The sequence below is a fragment of the Bradyrhizobium sp. USDA 3311 genome (assembly GCF_054062495.1).
Genome location: NZ_JBSSFI010000001.1, coordinates 5240018 through 5256601, shown reverse-complemented (window position 1 = coordinate 5256601; position 16584 = coordinate 5240018). Strand labels below are relative to the sequence as shown.

15 protein-coding genes are annotated in these 16584 nt (G+C 66.0%); 11 read left to right on the top strand and 4 right to left on the bottom strand.

Annotated features, from left to right (window positions below; translation table 11 throughout):
* Window positions 1-18: 18 nt before the first annotated feature.
* The 5 genes from ACVWW6_RS25055 (at window position 19) to ACVWW6_RS25035 (ending at window position 6055) form a co-directional block, all read left to right on the top strand.
* Entirely contained in the window at window positions 19-2496 is a 2478-nt protein-coding gene (locus tag ACVWW6_RS25055) for a PAS domain S-box protein (protein ID WP_456681533.1), read from the top strand.
* A 151-nt stretch (window positions 2497-2647) separates the two neighbouring features.
* Window positions 2648-3088, top strand: a complete 441-nt coding sequence (locus ACVWW6_RS25050; protein ID WP_011088026.1) for an EamA family transporter — start codon at window positions 2648-2650, stop codon at window positions 3086-3088.
* A gap of 65 nt (window positions 3089-3153) precedes the next feature.
* Window positions 3154-4422, top strand: coding sequence for an MFS transporter (locus tag ACVWW6_RS25045; protein ID WP_456681532.1), 1269 nt, complete (start codon window positions 3154-3156; stop codon window positions 4420-4422).
* A 25-nt stretch (window positions 4423-4447) separates the two neighbouring features.
* Window positions 4448-5698 (top strand): arsenic transporter, encoded by a 1251-nt coding sequence (locus tag ACVWW6_RS25040; RefSeq protein ID WP_038967094.1) that lies wholly within the window; start codon window positions 4448-4450, stop codon window positions 5696-5698.
* Between the two features lie 120 nt (window positions 5699-5818).
* A complete protein-coding gene (locus ACVWW6_RS25035; protein WP_028171463.1) occupies window positions 5819-6055 on the top strand; it encodes a hypothetical protein in 237 nt (78 codons plus the stop codon).
* A 50-nt stretch (window positions 6056-6105) separates the two neighbouring features.
* Here ACVWW6_RS25035 and ACVWW6_RS25030 read toward each other — a convergent pair whose 3' ends face one another.
* A complete protein-coding gene (locus ACVWW6_RS25030) occupies window positions 6106-7470 on the bottom strand; it encodes an MFS transporter (protein WP_011088030.1) in 1365 nt (454 codons plus the stop codon).
* Between the two features lie 24 nt (window positions 7471-7494).
* Entirely contained in the window at window positions 7495-8262 is a 768-nt protein-coding gene (locus ACVWW6_RS25025) for a GntR family transcriptional regulator (RefSeq protein ID WP_011088031.1), read from the bottom strand.
* 173 nt (window positions 8263-8435) lie between these two features.
* Here ACVWW6_RS25025 and ACVWW6_RS25020 point away from each other — a divergent pair, with 173 nt between their 5' ends.
* Genes ACVWW6_RS25020 through ACVWW6_RS25010 form a run of 3 tightly spaced genes read left to right on the top strand, consistent with a single transcriptional unit; the run spans window position 8436 to window position 11473 of the window.
* Window positions 8436-9635: a mandelate racemase/muconate lactonizing enzyme family protein gene (locus tag ACVWW6_RS25020; protein ID WP_404522098.1), complete on the top strand. Its 1200-nt coding sequence runs from the start codon at window positions 8436-8438 to the stop codon at window positions 9633-9635.
* A gap of 12 nt (window positions 9636-9647) precedes the next feature.
* Complete coding sequence (locus ACVWW6_RS25015) at window positions 9648-10415, top strand: SDR family oxidoreductase (protein ID WP_028171461.1); 768 nt, start codon at window positions 9648-9650, stop codon at window positions 10413-10415.
* Between the two features lie 26 nt (window positions 10416-10441).
* Window positions 10442-11473, top strand: coding sequence for an L-idonate 5-dehydrogenase (locus tag ACVWW6_RS25010; protein ID WP_456681531.1), 1032 nt, complete (start codon window positions 10442-10444; stop codon window positions 11471-11473).
* On the opposite strand, the gene ACVWW6_RS25005 is transcribed toward ACVWW6_RS25010, so the two are convergent.
* Window positions 11470-12354 carry a DUF2380 domain-containing protein gene (locus ACVWW6_RS25005; protein ID WP_456681530.1) on the bottom strand — a complete coding sequence of 295 codons (885 nt, stop codon included), beginning with the start codon at window positions 12352-12354 and terminating at the stop codon, window positions 11470-11472. The genes ACVWW6_RS25010 and ACVWW6_RS25005 overlap by 4 nt on opposite strands.
* A gap of 191 nt (window positions 12355-12545) precedes the next feature.
* On the opposite strand from ACVWW6_RS25005, the gene ACVWW6_RS25000 reads away from it, so the two are divergent.
* Both ACVWW6_RS25000 and ACVWW6_RS24995 read left to right on the top strand, forming a co-directional pair.
* Window positions 12546-13928: a sensor histidine kinase gene (locus ACVWW6_RS25000; protein ID WP_110116318.1), complete on the top strand. Its 1383-nt coding sequence runs from the start codon at window positions 12546-12548 to the stop codon at window positions 13926-13928.
* A complete protein-coding gene (locus ACVWW6_RS24995) occupies window positions 13925-14587 on the top strand; it encodes a response regulator (RefSeq protein WP_011088037.1) in 663 nt (220 codons plus the stop codon). Before ACVWW6_RS25000 ends, ACVWW6_RS24995 begins: the two co-directional genes overlap by 4 nt.
* Window positions 14588-14619: 32 nt before the next feature.
* Here ACVWW6_RS24995 and ACVWW6_RS24990 read toward each other — a convergent pair whose 3' ends face one another.
* On the bottom strand, window positions 14620-15603 hold the full coding sequence (locus tag ACVWW6_RS24990) for a VOC family protein (RefSeq protein ID WP_456681529.1): 984 nt from the start codon (window positions 15601-15603) through the stop codon (window positions 14620-14622).
* A gap of 146 nt (window positions 15604-15749) precedes the next feature.
* Between ACVWW6_RS24990 and ACVWW6_RS24985 the strand changes: the two genes are divergently transcribed.
* Window positions 15750-16541 (top strand): DNA-binding transcriptional regulator, encoded by a 792-nt coding sequence (locus ACVWW6_RS24985; RefSeq protein ID WP_271555301.1) that lies wholly within the window; start codon window positions 15750-15752, stop codon window positions 16539-16541.
* The last annotated feature ends 43 nt before the right edge of the window (window positions 16542-16584 follow it).

The following is a 16584-nucleotide window of genomic DNA, read 5'->3' as shown; positions in this document are numbered from 1 at the left end:
TGAATATTGGTCCGGCACGTGCGCACACGCATCACAACGGCCGACGCCTTGAACGATCCTTTGCCAGAGACAATCGCCGCCGAAAGGCTGCGCCAGCACCTCGAAGATGTCGCGCGCGAGCGCGACAATGCCTATCGCGCGCTCCAGGAGCGCGAGGCCGAGCTCGCGCGCATCCAGCGCATCGGCAAGGTCGGCGGCCTCGAGGTCGACTTCCGCGAGGGCTTCAAGAACCGCCGCTCGCCGGAATATCTGATGATCCACGGCCTGCCCCCCGAGGCCGCCGACGAATCGCACGAGGACTGGGTCAACCGCATCCATCCCGATGATCGCGACGCCGCGGTGAAACACTTCTTCGATGTGCTGGCTGAGACCAGCGAGGACTATACCGCCGAATACCGCATCATCCGTCCGAGCGACGGCGAGACCCGCTGGATCCGCGTCGTCGCCAAGATCGAGCGTGACAGCAACGGGCGCGCCATCCGTCTCGTCGGTGCCCATATCGACATCACCGACCAGATGCTCGCTCGTGAGACGCTGCGCGAAAGCGAGGACCGGTTTCGGCTGATCGCCGACAGCGCGCCGGTGCCGATCTGGGTCACAAAACTCGACCGCAAGCGCTCCTTCGCCAACCAGGCCTATGTCGACTTCGTCGGCCTGCCCTACGAGGAGGCCATCGATTTCGACTGGCGCAAGGTGCTGCATCCGGACGACCTGCCGCATGTGCTCCAGCAATCCGTCCAGGGTGAAGCGTCGCTAAAACCCTTCGTGCTGGAAGCGCGTTACAAGAACGCCAGCGGCGAATGGCGCTGGCTGCGCTCCGAATCCCAGCCGCGCTGGGATCCGACCGGCAAGCATATCGGCTTCATCGGCGTCGCCCACGATATCACCGCCGCCAAACAGGCCGAGATCGAGCTGCGGCGGCTCAACGAGACGCTGGAAGAGCGCATCGTCGAGCGTACCGCCGAGCTCGAATCCAACGAGGCCCGGCTGCGCGCGATCCTGGAGACCAGCAACCAGTATCAGGGGCTGGTCAACCTCGAGGGCGAATTGCTCTACGCCAACAAGACCGCGCTCGCCGGCATTCGCACCGAGGCGCGGGATGTCATCGGCCAGCCGTTCTGGGACACGCCGTGGTTCACGGAGACCCCGGGCATGAGCGACGTCGCGAGCGAGGCCTTCGAGACCGTGCTGAGGGGCGAAGCGGTGCGGATGGAGATGCGGCTGCGCCTGCCGATCGGCGAGCGCGATTTCGAGTTCGGCATGCGCCCCGTGCTCGACCGCCACGGCAACATCACGGGCGCGGTGCCGGAACTGGTCGACATCACCGAGCGCCGCCGCGGCGAGGAGGCGCTGCGGCAGTCGCAGAAGATGGAGGCGATCGGCCAGCTCACCGGCGGCGTCGCCCACGACTTCAACAACCTCCTGACCATCATCCGCTCGGCGACCGACTTCCTGCGCCGGCGCGAACTGCCGGAGGAGCGGCGCCGCCGCTATGTTGACGCCATCTCCGACACCGTCGAGCGCGCCTCGAAGCTGACCGCGCAGCTTCTGGCCTTCGCGCGACGGCAGCCGCTGAAGCCGCAGATCTTCAATGTCGGCAGCCAGGTCGAGGGCGTGGCGCAACTGGTCCGCCCGCTGGTCGGCGGCCGCATCGAGATCAGCGTCGAGGTTCATGACACGGATTGCTTCACCGTCGCCGACGTCGCGCAGTTCGAGGCCGCTTTGATCAACCTCGCCATCAACGCCCGCGACGCCATGGACGACGAAGGCCGCCTCACCATCGCGGTGCGCAAGGTGCAGGGCATCCCGAGCCTGCGCGCGCAATCGGCGCGTGGCGGCGACTATGTCGCGATCTCGGTCGCGGATACCGGCAGCGGCATCGCGCCGGAAAACATCGACGCCATCTTCGAACCGTTCTTCACGACCAAGGAGGTCGGCAAGGGCACCGGCCTCGGCCTCAGCCAGGCGTTCGGCTTCGCCAAGCAGTCCGAAGGCGACATCGCGGTGATGAGCACGCCTGGCAAAGGCGCGACCTTCACGATCTACCTTCCGCAGGCGCAGAGCCCGGCCGCCGACGACGAAGCCGCAGCGCGGACCAGCGAGGCCGCGACCACCGGGCGCGGCTACCGCGTGCTCGTGGTCGAGGACAATGACGACGTCGGCCAGTTCTCGACCGAGCTGCTGGAGGATCTCGGCTATGTCGTCCGCCGTGTTGCCAACGCCAGTGCGGCGCTCGCGATCCTCGGCGAGAACGAATTCGCCGTCGACCTCGTCTTCTCCGACGTCATCATGCCCGGCATGAACGGAGTCGAGCTCGCCGGCATCATCCGCGAGCGCTATCCGGGCCTGCCCGTCGTGCTCACCAGCGGCTACAGCAACGTGCTCGCCGAAAACGCCCATCGCGGCTTCGAACTGATCCAGAAACCATATTCGGTGGAATCGCTGTCGCGCATCCTGCGCAAGGCGATCACCGAAAAGCTGTCGGTGGCGCGGTGAGTGTTATGGTTGCACGAAGCTCCCACAGACTCCGTCATTGCGAGCGCAGCGAAGCAATCCAGGCTGCCTCCGCGGAAAGACTCTGGATTGCTACGCTGCGCTCGCAATGACGGCGCTGGCGCCCCGTCCCAAAGCAACGGAACTTGACGACATGAAACCCGCCCTCCTCTCCGCCTGGCAGACCTGGGCGCTGCTGTCCGCTTGCTTCGCCGCACTGACCGCGATCTTCGCCAAGGTCGGCGTCGAGAACATCAATCCGGATCTGGCGACCTTCATCCGCACCATCGTGGTGCTGCTCGCCTTTTCGGTGCTGCTGTTCTTCACCGGGCAATTCGCCGTGCCCTCGGCGATCTCGTCCAGGACCTGGCTGTTCCTGGTGCTGTCGGGGCTCGCGACCGGCGCATCCTGGCTGTGCTATTTTCGCGCGCTGAAGCTTGGCCCCGCCACGCTGGTGGCGCCGATCGACAAGCTCAGCGTCGTTCTGGTTGCTCTCTTCGCGTTCGCCTTCCTCGGCGAGCGTCCGACAGCGCAGGGCTGGACCGGCATCGCCATGATCGGCGCCGGCGCGGTGCTGCTCGCGGTGAAGTTTTGACGCGGAACAAAGCTGCCGTGACATCCGTTGCTGCCGGGGCGCTTCTCGCCTCGATCGAGAGACTGATGTCGAGCCGAGATCCCGAACAGGCAAGGCAGGCCGGCCGTGCGCTGGATGCGGCCAACTTCTTCCTCGCCGACGTCCGCGACGGGCTTGGGCCCTATCTTGCCGTCTATCTCCTCACCGAGCAGCACTGGGACGAGGCGCGCATTGGCTTGGTGATGTCGATTGCCACAGTCGCGGGTATCGTGGCGCAGACACCGGCCGGCGCGCTGGTCGATGCGACCCGGGCGAAGCGGCTGGTGATGGTCGTCGCCGCCATCATGGTGACGCTTGCATCGCTGTCGCTGCCGTTGTTCCCCGGCTTCGTGCCGGTCGCAATCTCGCAAGGCATCGCGCAGGCCGCCGCCGTGGTCTTTCCACCGGCGATCGCCGCCGTCTCGCTCGGCATCTTCGGCCACGCCGCTTTCACCCGGCGGATCGGCCGCAACGAAACTTTCAATCATGCCGGCAACGCGGTCGCGGCGGGTCTTGCCGGCCTCTCCGCCTATTGGTTTGGCCCGACCGTGGTGTTCTACCTTCTCAGCGCCATGGCGATCGCAAGCCTTGTCAGCATTCTTGCGATCCCCGAACGGGCCATCGACCACGACCTCGCCCGCGGGCTGCACGACGCCGATACACGGAGCGAACAGCCGTCAGGCCTCGCGGTGCTCCTCACCTGTCGCCCCCTGCTCGTCTTCGCGATCTGCGTCCTGCTCTTCCATCTCTCCAACGCGGCAATGCTGCCGCTGGTCGGCCAGAAGCTCGCGCTCCAGGACAAGAACATGGGCACCAGCCTGATGTCGGCCTGCATCGTCGCAGCCCAAGTGGTGATGGTGCCGTTCGCGATGCTGGTCGGCGCCAGGGCCGACCGCTGGGGCCACAAGCGCTTCTTCCTCGCCGCACTCCTGATACTGCCCATCCGGGGAGCGCTCTACACGCTCTCCGACAATCCGTTCTGGCTGGTCGGCGTCCAGCTTCTCGACGGCGTCGGCGCCGGTATCTTCGGGGCGATCTTCCCCGTCATTGTCGCCGACCTCATGCGCAACACCGGACGTTTCAACGTCGCGCAGGGCGCGGTCATCACCGCCCAGAGCATCGGCGCGGCGCTGTCGACGACGCTTGCGGGCCTCGTCGTGGTCGGTGCGGGCTACAGCGCGGCGTTCATCACGCTCGGCGCGGTCGCAGCGATCGGCGCGATCGTCTGCCTTGTCGCCTTGCCCGAGACGCGGCATGGAACCTTGCCGCCGCAGGGGAAGACAGCGCCGCCGACATCAGCTATCGCAGCCGAATGAGCCGACCAAACCTCAAGGACTGAACGTGCCGTCTGACGCCATCTGGGCCTGGAGCATCATCGTCGCCGCGACCGCCGGCGTCATCATCCGTCCCTTCCGCCTCCCCGAAGCGATCTGGGCCGTGATCGGCGCTGGCGCCCTCGTGCTGCTCGGCTTGCTGCCGTGGCAGGATGCGCTTCTCGGCATCGGGAAGGGCGTCGATGTCTATCTCTTCCTGATTGGCATGATGCTGATCGCCGAACTGGCGCGGCTCGAGGGCCTGTTCGACTATCTCGCCGCGCTCGCGGTGGAATATGCAGACGGATCGCCGCAGCGGCTGTTTTTGCTGATCTATCTCGTCGGCACCCTTGTCACCGTGCTGCTCTCCAACGATGCCACCGCGATCGTGCTGACACCCGCCGTCTATGCCGCGACCCGCGCGGCCGGCGCCAAGCCGCTGCCCTATCTGTTCGTCTGCGCCTTCATCGCGAATGCCGCAAGCTTCGTGCTACCGATCTCCAACCCGGCCAACCTCGTCGTGTTCGGCGCGCGCATGCCGCATTTGACCGAATGGCTGCGCCTGTTCGCCCTGCCCTCGGCAGCCTCGATCCTGCTCACCTATGTCGTGCTGCGCCTGACCCAGCACCGCGCGCTGAAGGAAGAGACCATCGCGCGCAGCGTGCCGCATCCGAAGCTCAGCCGCGGCGGCAAGCTCACAGCCGTGGGCATCATCGCGATCGGAATCGTGCTGGTCACGGCCTCCGCGCTCGACAGGCAACTCGGCCTGCCGACCTTCATCTGCGGCGTGGCGACGTCCGCGATCGTGCTGCTGATCAGCCAGCAGTCACCTTTGCCTGTGCTGCGCGGCGTGTCCTGGAGCGTGCTGCCGCTGGTCGGCGGGCTCTTCGTCCTGGTGGAAGCGCTGGTGAAGACCGGCGTGATCGGGCAGCTCAGCGCACTGCTGCACCAAGCGGTCGCGCAATCGATCCCGAAAGCTGCCTGGAGCGTCGGCATCGCGACCGCATTCGCCACCAATGTCGCCAACAATCTTCCGGTCGGCCTCGTCGCCGGCTCGGTCGCCGCCAGCGATCATTTGCCCGCGCCCGTCGTCAGCGCCATCCTGATCGGCGTCGACCTCGGCCCCAATCTGTCGGTAACGGGGTCGCTCGCCACCATCCTCTGGCTGGTCGCGCTGCGGCGGGAGAAGATCGAGGTTGGCGCCTGGCCGTTCCTCAAGCTCGGTCTGCTGGTGACGCCGCCCGCTTTGGTCGCCGCGCTGGCTGCCGCGATCAGGTAGTCGCGGCCGAACCCGCCGACCAATCAAGTGCAATTGTTTGCGGTGCATCAATGCCGGCGGGGCAACCACAGCTAGAGTTCACTTGTCGCGCGATACATGCCGCGGCAAGGAAGGTTCATCATGCAGATTCAATCAAAGGCGCTGCCGCAGAGCTTTTCCCTGCGCCGCGAAATCCGGAGCTTCATCGCGCCCGCTGAAGGCCGCGGGGAGACATCCCATCCCCTGCTCGTCTTCTCCGTCGTGGCGCTGCTGGCCCTGTTCGCCATCGTGGAAATCGACCTGCACGCCGCCCAGCTTCAGGCCATCGGCCTGCTCAGCCATGGGACCGGGATCGATCCCGTCTTCCTGAGCCCGTAGCTGGAAAAGCCCGATCGCGGCCATAACGGCCGCGACCGGGCAGCGCATCCTCAGTCGTTCTCGTAGCCGTACACTTCCGGCAGGATGAAGATGGCGGCGAGCAATCCGATCAGCGGGAAGATCGCGACCATCAGCGTGGCATTCGCCTGCCCGATCGCAGCGAATACCGTCGGGAACAGGAAGATCGCCAGGAACGACGGCAGCTTCACGAACATGTAGGCGAAGCCGCTGGCGGTGCCGCGGTACTTCGGCTTGGCGACCATGGTCGGGATCGTCATGCAGTTCGACGCATCCCAGTAATGGCCCCACAGCATCGCGGCGGCCGCGAACGGCAGCAGGATCTTGTTGTCGGTGTAAAGCGCGAAGGCCGCGACCAGCAACGAGGCCATCACGATCGAGAAGCCGGCGATCGCGATGCCGCGGTGGCCGATCTTCGGCGTCAACAGCGGCCCGACCCACCCGGACAGAGCGGCGAAGGAGAACAGCGCCATCGTCACCAGATTGATGCCGAGCACGCTCGACACACCGACCATCACGAACAGCACGGGCAGGTAGAAGGCAAAGGTCGAGAACTCGCTCGCCTGGGTGAAACAAGCGATCCAGCCGTAGACCGTGGCGCGCCAGCGGATCGGATCCTTCTTGAGGTCGGCGAGGAACGCACGCGTGCTGGTCTTCGGAACCACCACATCCTGATCCGGCAGCATGTCGAGATTGTCGTTGAACATCTCGCGCGCGACCTGCTTGGCCTCGCGGTAGCGTCCCTTCTGCACCAGCCACACCGCCGTCTCCGGCACGTCATGACGCATGATCAGGATGATCAGCGCCGGCACCGCGCCAAGGCCGAGCGTCACGCGCCACAGCATCTCATGCTGCATGTCGATCAGCAGGAAGATCACGATGACGCCGATGGTGAGCACTTCACCGACCGCGAACATGAACTGCCAGCGGTTGCCCATGACCTCGCGCTCACCCTTGGCCATGGATTCCATGATGTAGGTGTAGCCGGTCGAGATATCGGAGCCGAGCGGAATGCCGAGCAGGAAGCGGATCACGACGAGCCAACCGACGGTCGGCACGAAAGCCTGCGCCAGCGCCAGCACGATGAACAGCACCATCGTCACCAGGAACATGACGCGGCGGCCGATCTTGTCGGAGAGCCAGCCACCGAGCAGCGCGCCGATCAACGCGCCGCCCTGCGTACCGGCGGCGGCAAGACCCAGCATCAGCGGATCGGGATTGTACTGCTCCTTGATGAAGATCAGCACGAAGGCGATCGAATAGAGATCCCAGGCCTCGACGAGGATCGAGGCCATCATCAGCCAGCCGACCTTGTTACCCTTGGGACTGTAGTTCGTGATCAGGTAGCGGACCGCGGCTTCGCTCGCGGTCGGTTGTGGCATCGCCATCGTCGACATTCTTCTTCCTTTCTCCAGAACTCTTTACGCGCCGAGCAGCGGCTCGATGCTGCAGTCGAGCAGGCGCGGGTCGATCCCCGCCTCCATGCCCGTGAACATCTCGCCCATGTAGTCGATCAGCGCATCGCTCGCCTTCACGGCGTCATCGACGCGGCGGCTGGCGACGGCTGCGAGAATGGCGAGATGATGGTCGATCGTGCCGGAAAGATCGGCCTGGCCCGGCATGAAGCGGTGGTGGATGTAGCCGATGCGGCGGTACAGCGTGTGCAGCGGCCGCAGCGTGTGCACCAGGAACGGCTCGCCGGCCGCCTCCAGCACCAGCGCATCGATGCGGCGGTCGATGTGATTGAATTCGTCGAGGGTCAGGGTGGCGCGGCGCTCGCGCAGCAGGCGCTCGATGTGCAGCGCCTGATTACGGTGCGACAGGCTGGCGCGATCGGCCGCGAGCCGGACGACAAAGCGCTCCATGTCACGGCGCAAGGCCAGCAGCATCCGCTCGCGCGCAAGATCGATCGGCGCGATGTGCAGGCCGTGGCGCGGACGGATGATGATGAGCGTGTCGGCGGACAGACGATTGACGGCGTGATGCACCGGTGTGCGACCGAAGCCGGTGATGTGCTGCAATTCCAGCATCGTCATGAATTGTCCGGGCTTGAGCTCGCAGTGGACGAGGAGCTCTTCGATCCTCTGGTAAGCCAGCTCGAAGAAGTTGAGCCGGTTGCGCCGGGAGGGCTTGCCCTCGCCGTCGTCCTCGTTTCTCACCACCTCGAGCGCGCGCTTGCGCCGTGCCATGTCGTCCTCCTGTCAGCCGCGCTCTCATTGCTGGGTGGCGCCTATTTGTGGCACCCTTAAAACATGTTGTGATATATTACAAGCAGGCGTAAGACTTCGGCGCGACCTGCGGCATGCTGCAGTGCGAAATGAGACTTCAGGCGCGAGGCGCCTGTGATGGGAGGATTGTTGCCGTGAAGATCACGTCGATCGAGACGCTGCGCACCGAGGAATTTTCCAACGTCATCTGGGTGCGCGTCCACACCGACACGGGCATGATCGGTCTCGGCGAAACCTTCTATGGCGCGGGCGCGGTCGAAGCGCAGATCCACGATACGTTCGCCGGCCGACTGCTCGGCCGCAATCCCCTGCACATCGAAGCGATCCACCGCGACATGCTGAACCTGCCGATGGCGCAATCCTCGACCGGTGTCGAGTATCGCGCCGCTTCAGCGATCGACATCGCGCTGTGGGATCTGTTCGGCAAGGTCTGCAATCAGCCGGTACACCAGATGCTCGGCGGCCTCTGCCGCGACAAGCAGCGCATCTACAACACCTGCGCCGGCACGCAATATGTCCGCTCCACCAATATCAGCCCGGTCGCAAACTGGAATCTCGGCGCCTCCAAGGGTCCCTATGAGGACCTCGACGGCTTCATGCACCACGCCGACGCGCTCGCCGAAAGCCTTCTGGAGAGCGGCATCTCCGCAATGAAGATCTGGCCGTTCGATCCGGCGGCCCAGGAGAACAAGGGGCTCTACATCACCGCTGCGCAGATGAAACGGGCGATCGAGCCGTTCGAGAAGATCCGCAAGGCCGTCGGCGACAGGATGGAGATCATGGTCGAGCTCCATTCGCTGTGGAACCTGCCGACCGCCAAGCAGATCGCGCGCGCGCTCGAGCCCTACAAGCCGACCTGGTACGAAGACCCGATCCGCATGAACTCGCCGCAGGCGCTCGCCGAATATGCGCGTTCGACCGACGTCTGGGTCTGCGCCAGCGAGACGCTGGGCTCGCGCTTCCCCTACAAGGACATGCTCGACCGCGACGCCATGCATGTGGTGATGGCGGATCTGTGCTGGACCGGCGGCCTCACCGAGGGCCGCAAGATCGCCGCGATGGCCGAAACCTATCACCGGCCTTTTGCTCCTCATGATTGCATCGGCCCGATCGGCTTCATCGCCGCCATCCACATGTCGTTCAGCCAGCCCAACACGCTGATCCAGGAATCGGTGCGCGCCTTCTACAAGGGCTGGTACAATGAGCTCGTCACCACGATGCCTGTTATCAAGGACGGCTATGTTTTCCCGATGGAAGGCCCCGGCCTTGGCGTCGACCTGCTGCCTGCGGTATTCGACCGCAGCGATCTCACCGTGCGCCGCTCCAACGTCTGAGGATTTCTTGAGATGAGCACCGCCCTTTTCGACCTTTCCGGCCGCACCGCACTCGTGACCGGCTCCTCCCGCGGCCTCGGCCGCGCCATCGCCGAGGGCATGGCCAAGGCCGGCGCCAAGATCATTATCAACGGCGTCGATCCCAAGCGCGTCGAGCAGGCCGTCGCCGAATTTCGTACCGCCGGCCACCAGGCGGAAGGTGCTGCGTTCAACGTCACCGACGAGCCGGCGATCGTCGCGGCGTTCAATGACTTCGACAAGAAGGGCATTGAGGTCGACATTCTCGTCAACAATGCCGGCATCCAGCACCGCAAGCCGCTGGTCGAGTTCACCACCGACGAATGGCGCAAGGTGATCGAGACTGACCTGACCAGCGCCTTCGTGATCGGCCGCGAGGCCGGCAAGCGCATGATCCCGCGCAAGCGCGGCAAGATCATCAATATCGGCTCGCTCGGCAGCGAGCTCGCACGTCCCACCATCGCGCCCTACACGGCAGCGAAGGGCGGCATCAAGAACCTGACCCGCTCGATGGCGGTGGAATGGGCCCAGCACGGCATCCAGGCCAATGCGATCGGCCCCGGCTACATGCTGACCGACATGAACGAGGCGCTGGTCAACAACACCGATTTCAACAACTGGCTGATGGGCCGCATCCCCTCCAAGCGCTGGGGCAGACCGGACGAGCTGGTCGGCGCGGCGATCTTCCTGGCGTCGGACGCCTCCACTTACGTCAACGGCCAGATCATCTATGTCGACGGCGGCATGATCGCCGCGATGTGATCGCGAAACGCTAAGGGAAAGAGACCATGCGCGCCGTCGTCATTCACGCCCCGAAAGACCTGCGGATCGACAGCTATCCCGATCCGGCACCCGGCCCGGGCGAGGTCCGCGTCAAGATCGCCAATGGCGGCATCTGCGGCTCCGACCTGCACTACTACCATCACGGCGGCTTCGGCGTCGTGCGCATCCAGCAGCCCATGGCGCTGGGCCATGAGATCGCCGGCGTGGTCGCGGCCGTCGGTGACGGCGTCACCAGCGTGAAGCCCGGCACGCGCGTCGCCGTCAATCCGAGCAAGCCGTGCGGCCAGTGCCTGCATTGCCAGGAGGGCATGCGCAACCAGTGCCTCGACATGCGCTTCCTCGGCAGCGCGATGCGCTTTCCCCATGTGCAGGGCGGCTTTCGCGAGTTCCTCACGATCGATGCGACGCAGGCCGTGCCGATCGCGGATGAGCTGTCGCTGGCCGAGGCCGCGGTCGCCGAGCCGCTCGCGGTTTGCCTGCATGCCGGCAAGCAGGCCGGCCCCCTCCTCGGCAAGCGCGTGCTGATCACCGGCTGCGGCCCGATCGGTGCACTGATGATCCTGGTCTCGCGTTTCGGCGGGGCGTCCGAGATCGTGGTGACCGATGTCGCCGACGCGCCGCTGGCGGTCGCCAGAAAGCTCGGTGCCACCCACGCCATCAACGTCGCGACCCATGCCACCGCGCTCGATCCCTGGCGCGCCGGCAAGGGCGTGTTCGACACGCTGTTCGAGGCTTCCGGCAACCAGGCTGCGCTCCGCACCGCGCTCGACGTGCTCAGGCCCGGCGCCACGCTGGTGCAGCTCGGCCTCGGCGGCGAGATGACGCTGCCGATCAACTCCATCGTCGCCAAGGAATTGCAGCTCCGCGGCACCTTCCGCTTCGATCCCGAGTTCGAGCTCGCGGTGCGCCTGATGGGCGAAGGCCTGATCGACGTCAAGCCGCTGATCACGGCCACCATGCCGTTCGAAAACGCGGTCGCCGCCTTCGAGCTTGCCAGCGACCGTTCGCAGTCGATGAAGGTGCAGCTGTCGTTCTAGGGCTTTGCCTGGCTCTCGATCAGCCGGTCGCTGACCAGCCGTACGGCGCCGCGCTTCCACGAATAGTCCGCGCCCATGCGCAGGCCGCTGTCGCCGCGCGCCAGCACCGCCCCGGTCCTGGCATCGCGGAGCTGGAAGCCGAGCGTGTATTCGGTGCGGCTGACCCGCCGCACCACGCCGATCAGCGACTGGTCCGCGCCGAGCTTTTGCGCAATCGCGGCCTCGCAGCCGCCACAGTCGCGCAAGGTACGCGTCTTCACGGCTTCCCCGCTCGCGCTGGCCACGTCGACGATACGGTAGCGGCCGGACTGGCCCAGGGCCTCACGCACGCTGCCGGTGACCTCGGCCAGGTATGACGCATCCGACGCAGCCGAGGCGCCCGACGAAGCTGCGGTCGTGTCCTCGAGCTCGAACTCGAACACCGCCAGCGCGACCGGCGCCGGCGTGCTGAGCGCGGCCATCACCTCGCGGGAGACAAAAATCTCGGCGCGCTCCCAGGATTCATCATTGTCGCCGCGGAAGGTGTAGAGCTTGTCCATCACGAGCCTCTTCGCGCCGACGTCGATCACGGCGACCTTGGCCCATTGCACCAGCGTGCTCGTCTTCTGGATGCCGCCGATAACCTTGAAGGCCGCACCGTCCTGCGCCGACGGCACTGGCCGGTAGCGACCATCCGCGCCGATATCCCGCCTGAGCGCCGCCATGAACGCCGACAGCCGCCGCTCATGGGCGGCGGTCTGGTTGGCCGGCTCGGCCGACGTATCGGTATAGCTGAAATCGTCCATGGCAACGCCGATGGCCGCCCCGGCACCGGCTGGCGAATAGGCCGCCGGGAGGACGACAAGGAGAAAAGCAGAGCAGATCAACCGGGACAGGTGCATGAGCGGGCCTCGTGTGACGGAGCGGCGCGAAAATCTGGATGGCCGCCTCTCGCCATGCAACCGTGCCCGTCCCGGCGAACGCCGGGAAATTTTCACGACGTTGCACTGCGGTAGAGCACAGCGCTTTCCGCCGCTTGCGTTCTGCCGTTTAATGCGCAGGCGACAAACCCGTTCGCGCCAGGTGCCTGCCGATGTGGAACCGCCCGAGATTCGATCTCAAGGTCCGTCTGACGTTGCGCGTGGCCGCAATATCGGCCGCCTGCTTCGCCGTGATCTCCGCCTATTTCCTTGTAACGGCCGACCGCGAGGCGCATGCGCGCATCGACGGTATCGCCGCCATCGTGGCGAAGTCGCTGGAGCTGCAACAGGGCAAGGTCCAGTGGGTGGCGAACCCGCGCTCGGACTTCCCCAACCTCGACCCCGTATCGGCCTACGTGATGACGCCCGGCCTGTGCCTGGCATTCCGTGGCACGAGCGGCGAGATACTCCAGCGGTTCTGCAGTGGCGCGCCTACTCCGGCAAATCCGCCGCCGCAGGTCTTCGCGGCCTTCTATCGCAGCCTGTTCGACCCCGGCCGTGAGGCAGCGCGGCCAGTGATCGTGCGCGGAGCGAAGCTCGGCGAGACCGTGGTCTCGGTCGATCCGGCCGTGCAGACGGCGGAGGCATGGCACGAGGCCGGCCGCCTGATGATTGCGCTTGCGATCGCACTGCCGCTGCTCTGCGCACTGGTCTATGCGGCACTGGCGCGGGCGCTGCGCCCCACCCGCATGATCCGCACCGGCCTCGAACGAATCGCCGCCAATGACCTCACCGCGCGGCTGCCGCCGTTCGACCTCGCCGAGCTCTCCGCCATCCGCGACGTCTTCAACCATCTCGCCGAAAGCCTCGACACCGCGCTAGCCGAGCGCAGCGAGCTGACGCGAAAGCTGATCGCGCTCCAGGACGAGGAGCGCCGCCATCTCGCGCGCGAGCTGCACGACGAGTTCGGCCAGTCACTGGCCGCCATCCGCGCGCTCGCCGCATCCGCCCGCCAGACCGCCGTGCAGGACTGCCCTTCCCTGCTGTCCGAGTGCGACGGCATCGCACGGACCGCAACCGGCATGATGGAGATGCTGCGCGGCACGCTGTTCAGACTGCGTCCGCCCGATGTCGAAGAGCTCGGGCTGGTCGCCAGCCTCGAAGGCCTGGTCGCCGGCTGGAACGGTCGCAGCCGCGGCGAGACGCGGTTTGCGATCCGCTTCGACGGCGCCTTCGAGACCCTGCCGGCCGCGATCAGCGCCAGCCTCTATCGCATCGTGCAGGAGGCTCTCACCAACGCCGCCAAGCATGCCGGCGCAACCAAGGTGAGTCTGGAACTGACGATGCGTGCCGACGAGATCGCGCTTGCGATCGACGACGACGGACGGTCGAGCGATCCCGCCGCGAAATCCGGAATGGGCCTGCTCGGCATGCGCGAGCGCGTCGCGGCCCTGCGTGGCAAATTGAGCTTCGAGGCCGGACCGCATGGCGGCACTGCGCTGCGCGTCACCATCCCTGTCGCGGCCGATCGGCCGGTGCTGGAGCGGGCGGCATGAGCGCGGGCGATGCGACCATCCTGCTGGTCGACGACCATTCCGTCGTCCGCGAAGGCTATCGCTCGGTGCTCCAGAAGCAGCCGGGCCTGCGCGTCGTCGCCGAAGCCGCCGACGGCGCGGAGGCCTACCGTCTCTTCAAATCCGTGGCGCCCGACCTCGTCATCATGGATCTGAGCATGCCCGGCATCGGCGGCATCGAGGCTGTCAGGCGGATCAGGCAGTGGGACAAGGGCGCGAGAATCCTCGTCTTCACCATGCACCAGAATGCAGGCTTTGCCGTGCAGGCGATCCGCGCCGGTGCGAGGGGCTATGTCACCAAGACCAGTCCGCCCGAAACGCTGGTGCGCGCGGTGATGGACGTGCTCGCGGGCCGGATCGCCATCAGCCCCGACATCGACCACGAACTCGCACTGAGCCGCATCAGCGGCGAGAGCTCGGCTGCCGACGTCCTCACGCCGCGCGAGTTCGAGGTGCTGCGGCTGCTGCTGGCCGAGGAGTCGACGGAGGAGATCGCCGAGACGCTCCACGTCAGCCCGAAGACGGTGGCAAACCTGCATTCGCTGATCAAGGACAAGCTCGGCGTCGACTCCGACATCGAGCTGGTCCGCCTGGCGCTGCGTCAGGGACTGTTGACGCAGGTCGATCTCGGCAAGGCCTGATCGCCGCTTGCGCTCTCCCGCCTGGCGGCGGATCATTCGCGCGCGACCACCGCGTCCAGCCATGCGCAGTTCAGCGGCGGCACACGCGGGTCGGCGACGCGCACGCCACGGGCCGCGGCGTCCAGCCTCATGTCGCGCAGGCGCTTGCGCTGCTCCTCCGGCATGTTGAGCCGCTCGTGGCCCCATAGCGACGGGCCGTCAAAGGTCTCGTGCGGCTGCCAGGTCTCGGGATCGATGACGCGGCCGCCCCAGCCATATTCGATGAAGAAGCCCGAGGGCGTATTCACGTAGAACGAGGTCATGTGGTCGTTGGTGTGCCGCCCCAGCGTATAGGCAATACGGCCGTCATCCAGCTGCGCGAGGTCGTAGCCCTGCCCGACATCGTCGAGGCTGCCGAGCTCGACCATGAAATGATGCAGCGCCTTCCGTCCGGAGCCTACCATCGCAAAGCTGTGGTGGCGGCCGTTGACGTGGAAGAAATAGAGCCCATAGGGCTTGAGCCCGAAATCGGAGACCTGGAAGCCGAGCACGTCGCGGTAGAATGGCAACAGCGGCTCGACGTCCTCGACGTTCAGCACCACGTGCCCCATGCCGAGCGCGCCGGTGCGAAAGCCCGAGATCGGCCGCCCCGGCTTGAACGGCTCGGTTGCAAGCTCCGGCTTGCAGAAGGCCTCAAGCCGATTGCCGGCGGGATCGGCGAACGTGATCAGCTCGGCCACATGACGTTCGTCGGCGAGCGCGCGCGAGCCGCGCGTCACCTTCACGCTGTGGCTTTCCAGCCGCCCGGCTAACTGATCGAGCTCGGCGGTTGAGGGAACTTCCCATCCCATCACCGCCAGCCCGGCATCACTGCTGCCGTCGACGATCAACCGCTGCTTGCGATCGTCCATGCGGAAGGCGCGCATCTTGCCGCCGCGATCGACCTGCTGCATGCCGAGCAGCCGGGTTGCCATTTGGCCCCACTGATCGAGCTGGGATGAATTGATCCGGACATAGCCGAGCGCGGTGATTTCCATCGACGTCCTCCCGAGGGCATCGCACCCGCCGCACTGCGGCGAACTTGATACCGGCCGCGCACGCTCCTACGGTGGCGTCCGCAATCGCTTCTCGTTTGCGAAGACGATAGTCGCGGAGCGAAACGGCACAAGGGAGGAAATGCGAAGTGTCCAAGGAGCGGACGCGGACCGGAGCGCCGCGGCAGTCGGAGGGCGTCCGCGCCTTCAAGCGTGGGCTGGACGTGCTGCACGAGATCAACCGGTCCGGCGGCATCCGCGCGGGCGACGTCGCCCGCGCACTCGACCTGCCTCGCCCGACCGTCTATCGCCTGCTCGAGACGTTGGAGGAACTTGGCTATGTCGCCCGCAGCGCCAGCGACGACCGCTTTCGCGTGACCCGGCGCGCGCTCAGTCTCGGCGACGGCTACGATCCCGGCGTGGTGATCTGCCAGGCGGCGGCGCCTTATCTCGCCGAGCTCAGCAAGAACCTCGTCTGGCCGGTCGATCTCTCGACTTACGAGAACGCCGCGATGGTGGTGCAGGAAACCACGCACTCCCGCAGCCCGCTCTCGATCGACCGCGGCATGATCGGCAAGCGCCTGCCGATGTTGCGGACGTCCGCGGGCCGCGCCTATCTCGCCGCCTGTCCTGCGCGCGAGCGCAACCTGATCGTCAATCATCTGCGACGCATCGACGAGGCCGACGATCGCCCCTTCCTCGACGAAGGCCGCCTCGACCGCATGATCGCCGAGACGCAAGCCCGCGGCTACGCCATCCGCAGCGAGGGCGAGTACAATCCCAAGACGGCCTCGATCGCGGTCCCCATCGTGCGCAACGGCGCCGTGTTCGGCTGCATCTCCATCATCTGGATCCGCTCGGCCCTCGGAATTGAAGAAGCGGTGGCGCAGTTTGCAGGACAGCTTCAGGAAACGGCATCGGCCATCCCGGTCGAGGTCTAGCGGGGTCCGTCCGCTGGGCGGACACTTGGCGCGACGGCATTGA

What these genes read in the sequence shown, in the direction of transcription:
- ACVWW6_RS25050 (WP_011088026.1), top strand. Translation starts at nt 2,648, where the DNA reads ATGAAACCCGCCCTCCTCTCCGCCTGGCAGACCTGGGCGCTGCTGTCC.
- ACVWW6_RS25045 (WP_456681532.1), top strand. Translation starts at nt 3,154, where the DNA reads ATGTCGAGCCGAGATCCCGAACAGGCAAGGCAGGCCGGCCGTGCGCTG.
- ACVWW6_RS25035 (WP_028171463.1), top strand. Translation starts at nt 5,819, where the DNA reads ATGCAGATTCAATCAAAGGCGCTGCCGCAGAGCTTTTCCCTGCGCCGC.
- ACVWW6_RS25030 (WP_011088030.1), bottom strand. Translation starts at nt 7,470, where the DNA reads ATGTCGACGATGGCGATGCCACAACCGACCGCGAGCGAAGCCGCGGTC.
- ACVWW6_RS25025 (WP_011088031.1), bottom strand. Translation starts at nt 8,262, where the DNA reads ATGGCACGGCGCAAGCGCGCGCTCGAGGTGGTGAGAAACGAGGACGAC.
- ACVWW6_RS25015 (WP_028171461.1), top strand. Translation starts at nt 9,648, where the DNA reads ATGAGCACCGCCCTTTTCGACCTTTCCGGCCGCACCGCACTCGTGACC.
- ACVWW6_RS25010 (WP_456681531.1), top strand. Translation starts at nt 10,442, where the DNA reads ATGCGCGCCGTCGTCATTCACGCCCCGAAAGACCTGCGGATCGACAGC.
- ACVWW6_RS25005 (WP_456681530.1), bottom strand. Translation starts at nt 12,354, where the DNA reads ATGCACCTGTCCCGGTTGATCTGCTCTGCTTTTCTCCTTGTCGTCCTC.
- ACVWW6_RS25000 (WP_110116318.1), top strand. Translation starts at nt 12,546, where the DNA reads ATGTGGAACCGCCCGAGATTCGATCTCAAGGTCCGTCTGACGTTGCGC.
- ACVWW6_RS24995 (WP_011088037.1), top strand. Translation starts at nt 13,925, where the DNA reads ATGAGCGCGGGCGATGCGACCATCCTGCTGGTCGACGACCATTCCGTC.
- ACVWW6_RS24990 (WP_456681529.1), bottom strand. Translation starts at nt 15,603, where the DNA reads ATGGAAATCACCGCGCTCGGCTATGTCCGGATCAATTCATCCCAGCTC.